This window comes from Microcoleus sp. BM001215392 (assembly GCF_036700185.1).
In the GTDB taxonomy this organism is placed as follows: Bacteria; Cyanobacteriota; Cyanobacteriia; order Cyanobacteriales; family Microcoleaceae; genus Microcoleus.
Window position 1 is genome coordinate 1 of the sequence record NZ_JAUBOJ010000344.1, and the last position, 8,452, is coordinate 8,452.

An 8,452-nucleotide genomic window follows, 5' to 3' on the forward strand; every position below is an offset into this window, starting at 1 on the left:
TCTACACAAACAAAACAAGCCGGACGCCGGTTGAAGATCGAACGGTTAAAATTATATTATTTTATTCAGTAACCGTAGAGTGCGTCGCCCGCGATAAATCCTCAACTAAACAGATAAGATTGGATAAGTCTTTGATTGATACAGAAACCGCAGATGTCAATTAGATAAACACAGACAAACGCAGATAATTTTAGGATTGTAAAAATGAGATAAAGTGCGTCGCCATAAAGTTGTGGATATGCAAGTTAAGTATTTCCCATTGCGACACACCCTACAACTAAAATCTCAACTACCAACAAACTTTTGAATCCGTTACATCCCGTACATTGCTCGTTGCCGAACTTCCTTCATATTATGAACATATCAGAAATATTTATCCGCCGCCCCGTAATGACAACCCTAGTCACAATCGGCATCCTAATCTTCGGTTTAATGAGTTATTTCCTGCTACCAATTAGCGCCTTACCGCGCGTTGAATATCCCTTTGTCAGCGTCTCCGCCAGCCTACCGGGCGCAACGCCAGAAACCATGTCATCCTCAGTCGCCGCGCCACTAGAAAGACAGTTTACAGAAATAGCCGGACTCAACTCATTTAACTCCACAAGTTCCACCGGTAGCGCCAACATTTCCCTGCAATTCGACTTCAGCCGCAGCGTCAATTCTGCCGCAAAAGACGTACAAGCTGCGATCGCAGCCGCCGCCGGTGCATTGCCTTCAGGAATGCCCAAACCGCCGAGCTACCGCAAAGTAAACCCTTCAGTATCGCCAATTCTCTACCTGTACTTGTACTCAAAAACCCTGCAAATTTCAGCAGTCAATGAAGCCGCCGAAATCACCATCGCCCAACCAATTTCTGCCATCGAAGGTGTGGCGCAAGTCCAGATTTTCGGACAGAAACAATACGCAGTCAGGATTCAACTCGATCCGCGAGAATTGACATCAAGAGGTATTGGATTAGATCGAGTCAGAACTGCAATCACCCAAGGTAACGTCAACTTACCAACTGGTAGCATTTCTGGCGATTACAAAAGCTATTTAATTCAAGTAAACGGTCAATTAAATAATGCAGCAGAATATCGATCGCTAATCGTAGCCTACAAAAACGGCGCAGCAGTGCGGTTGCAAGATTTAGGAAACGTGATTGACGATGTACAAAACAATAAAGTCTTGAACTTGTATAGCGATAAACAAGTCAAAAATCAACCTGCAATCTTGCTTTCAGTGCAGCCACAACCCGATGCAAACACTGTCGAAATTGTCGATGCGATCGCCCGAATTTTACCCGCACTCAAACAACAAATTCCGCAATCGATCGAAATGGGAATTATGTACGATCGATCGCAATCAATCCGCGCTTCTGTAGATGATGTAAAATTCTCCTTAATCTTGTCGGTGTGTCTGGTTGTCTTAGTGATTTTTATCTTTTTACGGAACCTCACAGCCACAATAATTCCGAGTTTAGCTTTACCTGTGGCGATTATCGGCACCTTTGCGGTGATGTATCAGTTGGGATACTCGTTAAACAACTTGTCTCTGATGGCGCTGACGCTTTCCGTGGGTTTTGTCGTCGATGATGCGATCGTAGTTTTGGAAAATATTGTCCGCCACCAAGAAATGGGAGAAGCGCCGCTAGAAGCAGCATTAAAAGGATCGAAAGAAATTGGTTTTACGATTGTTTCAATGACACTTTCCTTAGTCGCGGTGTTTATTCCCATCATGTTTATGGGTGGATTAATCGGTAGATTGTTCCACGAATTCGCTGTCACTATTTCGGTAGCAATCTTGGTTTCAGGATTTGTATCTCTGAGCCTAACGCCGATGTTGTGCAGCCGTTTTCTAAAATCGTCGCACCACCAACGCCAAAACCGCTTGTACCGCATTTGGGAGCGGGGATTTGAGCTAGTTTTACAAGGATACGAATGGACGTTAAAGCCTGTTTTAAAATACCGTTTTGTGACGCTGATTATTTCCGTAATACTGCTGGGTTGTACGGCTTATCTATTCGTGTTAGTTCCCAAAGGTTTTATTCCGACTGAAGACACCGGACAAATGATGGCTAATGTTAAAGGTGCACAAGATGTTTCCTTTGAAGATATGCTGCGCCACCAACAAAAAATCGTTGATATCATTCGCAAAGATCCAAATATTGCAGCATTGAATTCCACTGTCGGTGCTAGCGGGCCGAACGCATCTGCTAATAACGGACGGATTACAATTAGACTGAAACCCCGATCGCAACGCCGCCTCAATGCTGATGAAATTATCCAAAAATTAACTCCGAAATTGCGGGGAATTCCGGGAGTCCAAGCTTTTCTACGCTCTCCGGCGGCGATTCCGATCGGCGGTCAACAAACGAATTCACAATATCAGTTTACGGTGCAAAGTTTAGACTTGCAAGCGCTGCGTGAAGCTGTACCGGAATTGCTAGCTAAAGTTAAAACTATACCGGGATTGCGCGGTGTCGATAGCGATTTGCAACTTAGCACGCCTCAACTGCAAGTAAAAGTCGATCGCGCCAAAGCAGCAATCGTCGGCGTTAGCGCGCAACAAATCCAGAAAACTCTCAGCGCTGCTTACGCTTCAGGACAGGTTTCGACGATTTATACGCCAAACAATCAGTATACGGTTGTGATGGAACTAAAGCCCGAATATCAGCGCGATCCGAGTGCTTTGTCAATGCTGTACGTGCGATCGACTACCGGACAAATGATCTCGTTAAGTGCGATCGCCAATATCACCCAAACAGTCGGCCCGCTCACAGTCAATCACCTCAGCGGACTGCCTTCTGCTACAATTTCCTTTGATACTCTCCCCGGTACATCGCTAAATCAGGCCACCAGTGCGATCGAGAAAGTTGCTAAGGAAGTTTTACCGCCATCGGTGACAACGAGTTTTCAAGGTTCAGCCCAGGTATTCAACCAATCATTTAACGATTTAGGTTGGTTGTTAGTGGTTTCGATTGTAGTAATTTATCTAATTCTCGGCATTTTGTACGAGGATTTCATTCACCCCTTGACAATTTTGTCAGGTTTACCGTCAGCCGGATTTGGTGCGCTGTTAACCCTGGTAATCTTTGGGGTGGAACTGAACCTGTATTCGTTTATCGGGATTATTTTGCTGGTGGGAATTGTCAAGAAAAATGGTATCATGTTGGTGGATTTTGCGATCGAGAAACAGCGCCAAGATAACAGTAGAAGCGCCTATGATGCGATTTATGAAGCTTGCATCGTCCGCTTCCGCCCGATTATGATGACTACTATGGCCGCGTTAATTGGCACTTTACCCATCGCCCTAGGCGTGGGTAGCGGTTCGGAATCGCGCCGCCCGTTAGGAATTGCGATCGTCGGTGGATTGTTGTTTTCGCAAATTTTAACGCTGTATTTGACTCCGGTATTCTATACTTATATGGAAGGCTGGAGAAAACAGTTAGGCCATCCTAAAATGAAGCTGTCTGAATTTTTCTGGCGTCCAAAAAATCGACCTTCTAGCCGAAATTAATCGCAAGAATCGGCGGTTGAAACCGCGTCTACACAGACAAAACCTGCCGACGCAGGTTGAAGAGCGATCGGTTTCAACCTTACGTCAAATCTTCATTCTTGAATCTGAATTTGCTTAGGACTAAAGTCCTCACTACGAACCTATTCCTGAGGTTTGTAGTGAGGAATGCGAGTCCGCTGAATTTGCTTAGGACTAAAGTCCTCACTACGAACCTATTTTATTGTTCAATAATCAGCGGACGATCGCCTTTTTACATCTCTACTTTGATTATCTCGCTCTGTGCCTTTTTTCTGTCTGCCTTTTTTAATCTGCTGGCTCATTTCCACAAACAAATCCTTGCGCAAATAAGGATAATCGCTCACCCACACATCGCGACTGGGAATATAAATATCCGAAACTTTGGAAATTTTGCCCAAATCTTCTTGATTCGACATAATTAACATTAAAGCAGCTTGGCCGGGGACAATTCCCTGATGACTTTTCTGTAATGGAGCTCGAAGCGTAGTAGTAAATCCGGTTTTGTCGCCAACTTCTAAATTAATTCGCGGTTCTAGGTTGTCAACAATTACCAGTTGTCCTTTTTGATTGACTGTTTCTTCTTGACTTGTGACTTCATCGGTGATATAAATATCCAATACTCGCCCTTGCCAAAAGCCGCAGTATTGATATTTGCGGCATTCTGCATTCCGCAAACTCGCCCAGAAAATCGGCCCCCACAGCCAGTACAAACCAGCTATCAATCCGGTAATTAAAACTAGCGGCCCGACATCGGAACCGGCGAAGTTGTAGATAACAAGCAGCAAAACTACGGCTACCGCAGAGATTAACATTCGCCTTAAGAAATCGGGCGGTTTCCCCCAAATGTATTTGTATTGTGCTCCGGTAGCCACGGGGGGAATTAGTTCTTGAAAGGTTTCGCGAGTTAAGGGAATTAGCATAAGAAGTTCGGCAACGGATGCAAGTAACGGATGTAACGGATGTAACGGATTGAAGGAAGAAGGAATAGGAAGAGGGAAGAAGGAAGAGGGAAGAGGGAAAAAGCAACAGGGAAAAAGGAAGAAGTAAGAGGGAAGAAGCTAATTAACCTGGTAGTGCGTCAGGGAAAGTTATTAGTTTCTTGTTAAAACATTCAGCCCTGACGCACCCTACAATAACTGTCAACTGTCAACTGTCAACTGTCAACTGTCAACTGACTACAAGATTTTTTCCAATCCGTAAACGAGCGATCGCAAATCCAGCACTTTTCGCACCGACAACAAAACTCCCGGCATATAACAAGCGCGATCGCTCGTATCGTGTCGTAAAGTATAAACTTGACCTGCACCGCCAAAAATTACTTCTTGGTGGGCAATTAAACCGGGTAAACGAATGCTGTGAATCCGAATCCCTTCATCGGCCACCGAACCGCGAGCTCCGGCTATTTTTTCAGTTTCCTCAACTTCGGGCACATTGAAAGTTTTCCCCAATTCTGCTAGCATTTGGGCAGTTTGAATCGCCGTGCCGCTGGGAGCATCGGCTTTTTGATTGTGGTGCAGCTCGATAATTTCTACGTGTTCAAAATACTGAGATGCTGTGACAGCCGCTTGTTGCAGCAAAACCATGCCGATCGAGAAATTGGGTATAATCAAACAGCCGATGCTGGCTTTGTCAGCGAATTCAGCTAAGTTATCAATTTGCTTGCTGCTCAATCCTGTAGTCCCAACTACAGGGCGTATACCGTAAGCTATAGCCGATCGCACGTTTTCATAAACTGACGAAGGGTGCGTAAAATCTACCATTACGCCTAACTGCTTTTCCTGAGCGGCCAAAACTAGCATTCCTTGCAAGTCATCAGTGACGGGAACTTCTAACGGGCCGCATCCGGCTAATTCTCCCGCATCGGCATTGAGGCACTCAGGAGAGCGGTCTACAGCCCCAAATAAGGTCATGTCACTAGCATTGGCGATCGCCTTAATTACTTCGCGGCCCATTTTGCCGCCAGCACCGTTAACAATCACCGGAATCGGAAGTTGATTCGCCATAATCTCAAAAATATCCTGAAACTTCGATCGACTAAATTTTAACGTTTGTGGAAACTTGGGGAAACGGGGGGATGAAAGACATGACTTATCGGCAAACCTTCAGTAACCTGGTTTCCCATCCAGAAATACTTTGCCTGCATCGAGTAATTAGCTGAAATCAACTCGGTTGCTGCACAAGTTCTGAAAAAATTAAACTCAATCTCATCATAAGCTCAATTCTGTGGAACAGACTTGTGCGAAGCGAATTTGCACCCATATATTTTTTTTGTGACTGCCAAATTGTCTCAAAATCTTCGTTCTGTACTGTCTGTCGCCACTGGCCTCCACCTGGGTTCTCGATGCCGGCGGGTGAGAATTTTGCCTGCACTGCTGGCGGGCGCGGCTGTAACGCTGCTGAATGTGGGAGTTCAGCGGTTGGGATGGCTGCAAAGCTGGGAATTGGGGAGTTTTGACTCGTTAGTGCGGTTGCAGCCCGATTCGGGCCCCGATCGGCGACTGCTGATAGTGGGAATTTCTGAGGCGGATATTCAAGCGCTGGGGAGATTTCCAATTTCCGACGCGGCGATCGCCAAAACCTTGACAAAATTGCAAAAGTATAGTCCAAAAGTCATCGGTTTGGACTTGTACCGGGATTTGCCTCAAGCACCGGGACACCAAGAATTGCTGGTCGCGCTCAAAGCACCGAATGTGGTGGCGATCGCCAAAATGAGCGATTCAGAAAATCCCGGAGTAGCAGCGCCGCCGGGGATGCCGGGCGATCGGGTGGGCTTTAACGACTTCGTACTCGATGCTGATGGCGTGGTGCGCCGCAATCTGCTCTCAGTCTCGCCAGCACATCGAAAAACAGTTTCCTCGTTTTCTTTGCAACTGGCTTTGCTCTATCTCAAAGACAGGATGCAGCCGGTAGATAGTCCTGTCAATCCCCACCAAATCAACTGGGGCAAAGCAGAATTTGTGCCTTTAAAATCTTACAGCGGCGGCTATGCGAATCTTGATGCCAAAGGCTACCAAATTATGCTCAAATACCGATCGGGCAAGCAGGTGGCGCGACAAGTCAGTATCAGACAAATATTGAACGGGGAATTTGACCCGAGTTGGGTAAAGGACAAGATCGTGCTGATCGGGACGACTGCACCGAGTAGCAGAGACGTGTTTTTGACGCCCTACAGTCCCGCGCAACAGCAAACTCCGAAAATGCCCGGGGTGTTGCTGCACGCCCAAATGCTCAGCCAAATATTGAGCGCGGTTTTGCAGGGGCGATCGCTATTTTGGATGTGGCCCGAATGGGCGGAAATTTTGTGGAATGGTTCTTGGGCGGTGCTTGGCGGGGTTGTAGCTTGGCGTATTGTACACCCGGCGAGGGCGGGATTGGTTGGGGGTTCGGCATTGATCGGGCTGTTGGGAATTAGTTTGGCGATTTTTATTGAGGGTGGCTGGGTGCCGCTGGTGTCGCCGGCCTTGGGTTTGGTGGTGACTGGTGTGGGCGTCAGCGCTTACAGGAAGCTTTACGATGCTTTTCACGACTCTCTGACGGGTTTGCCGAACCGGGATTTCTTTGTAGAGTGCCTGGGGCAGGCGATCGCACATACTAGGGCCCACCGCAACTATCTGTTTGCGGTGCTGTTTCTCGATTTAGACCGATTTAAGGTGATTAATGATTCTTTGGGTCATTTGGTGGGAGATGAACTGCTCAAAGCCGTGGTGCTGCGCTTGAGGGCAAGTATTGCTGGCGCCGATACTGTGGCGCGGGTGGGCGGCGACGATTTTGCGATTTTGGTCAGGAATGTAGATGTTGAGAGTGCTGTTAATTTGGCCGATCGCATTCACAAAACTTTAATTGTCCCTTTTGAGTTGAGAGGACAGGAGGTGTTTGTCACCGCAAGTATCGGGATTGCCGTGGGGGGCGAACCCGATACTTGCGCCGCTCGGGAACAGCCGGAACACTTGCTGCGCGACGCCCACACGGCGATGTACCGGGCCAAGGCTTTGGGAACCGGAAGGTATCAGGTGTTTAATGCTTCGATGCACGATTTGGCCTTGGAGAGGCTGCGCTTGGAGACGGATTTGCGGATGGCCCTGAAGCGCCGGGAGTTTTTGCTGCACTACCAGCCGTTTGTGTGTTTGGCTAGCGGGAAGATTATTGGGTTCGAGGCTTTGGTGCGGTGGCAGCACCCGCAGCGGGGCTTGATTTCGCCGGTCAAGTTTATTCCCGTGGCTGAGGAGACGGGGGCGATTGTGCCGCTTGGTGAGTGGGTGTTGGAGGAGGCTTGCCGGCAGTTGCGGCTGTGGGAGGGAATGTTTGATTTCGATCGCCCTTTGATTATGAGTGTAAATTTATCTGGGAAGCAGTTTGCTCAGCCAGATTTGGTGGAGCGAATTGAGGCTATTTTGATGGCAACTGGTTTGAGTGCCGAGAGTTTGAAGTTGGAGATTACTGAGAGTGTGGTGATGGATGATGTGGAGTCGGCGATCGCGGTTTTAAAGCAAATGAAAGCGTTAAAAGTCAAGTTGGGAATTGATGATTTTGGTACTGGTTATTCATCGTTGAGTTATTTGAGTCGGTTTCCTACGGATACTTTAAAAGTTGATAAGTCGTTTGTGGGGCTAATGGAACTCGAAAGCGAGGGGGAGAATGTGGCGATCGTGCGGACGATTGTGACGCTGGCGCACGCTTTGGGGATGGATGTGATTGCTGAGGGTGTGGAGACGGCGGCACAATTAGCTCGGTTAAGGGCGATCGGCTGCGAATACGGCCAAGGTTACTTTTTTGCTAAGCCGTTACCAAGCGAGGCTGCTACTGCTTTGATGGCTTCCGAACCGCAGTGGTAGTTGTTAGTTATGAGTTATTGTAGGTTATCGCTACAATTGAAAGTCGATCGGGTGCATCTGGCGCAAGGCAAATATATCCGTAGGGGCGAAGCATGACCGCAGTC

The 8,452-nt window shown here is 47.5% G+C and carries 4 protein-coding genes; 2 read left to right on the top strand and 2 right to left on the bottom strand.

Annotation, left to right across the window (positions count from 1 at the left end; genetic code table 11):
• Window positions 1-354 precede the first annotated feature (354 nt).
• Window positions 355-3,498 carry an efflux RND transporter permease subunit gene (locus QT974_RS27045; protein ID WP_333471495.1) on the top strand — a complete coding sequence of 1,048 codons (3,144 nt, stop codon included), beginning with the start codon at window positions 355-357 and terminating at the stop codon, window positions 3,496-3,498.
• Between the two features lie 224 nt (window positions 3,499-3,722).
• Here QT974_RS27045 and QT974_RS27050 read toward each other — a convergent pair whose 3' ends face one another.
• On the bottom strand, window positions 3,723-4,436 hold the full coding sequence (locus QT974_RS27050) for a phosphate ABC transporter permease (protein WP_333471496.1): 714 nt from the start codon (window positions 4,434-4,436) through the stop codon (window positions 3,723-3,725).
• A gap of 255 nt (window positions 4,437-4,691) precedes the next feature.
• Complete coding sequence (gene dapB, locus QT974_RS27055; protein WP_333471497.1) at window positions 4,692-5,519, bottom strand: 4-hydroxy-tetrahydrodipicolinate reductase; 828 nt, start codon at window positions 5,517-5,519, stop codon at window positions 4,692-4,694.
• A 267-nt stretch (window positions 5,520-5,786) separates the two neighbouring features.
• On the opposite strand from dapB, the gene QT974_RS27060 reads away from it, so the two are divergent.
• Window positions 5,787-8,348: an EAL domain-containing protein gene (locus QT974_RS27060; RefSeq protein WP_333471498.1), complete on the top strand. Its 2,562-nt coding sequence runs from the start codon at window positions 5,787-5,789 to the stop codon at window positions 8,346-8,348.
• Window positions 8,349-8,452 lie beyond the last annotated feature (104 nt).

Coding starts and splice junctions, on each gene's coding strand:
- QT974_RS27045 (WP_333471495.1), top strand. CDS start 355: ATGAACATATCAGAAATATTTATCCGCCGCCCCGTAATGACAACCCTA.
- QT974_RS27050 (WP_333471496.1), bottom strand. CDS start 4,436: ATGCTAATTCCCTTAACTCGCGAAACCTTTCAAGAACTAATTCCCCCC.
- dapB (WP_333471497.1), bottom strand. CDS start 5,519: ATGGCGAATCAACTTCCGATTCCGGTGATTGTTAACGGTGCTGGCGGC.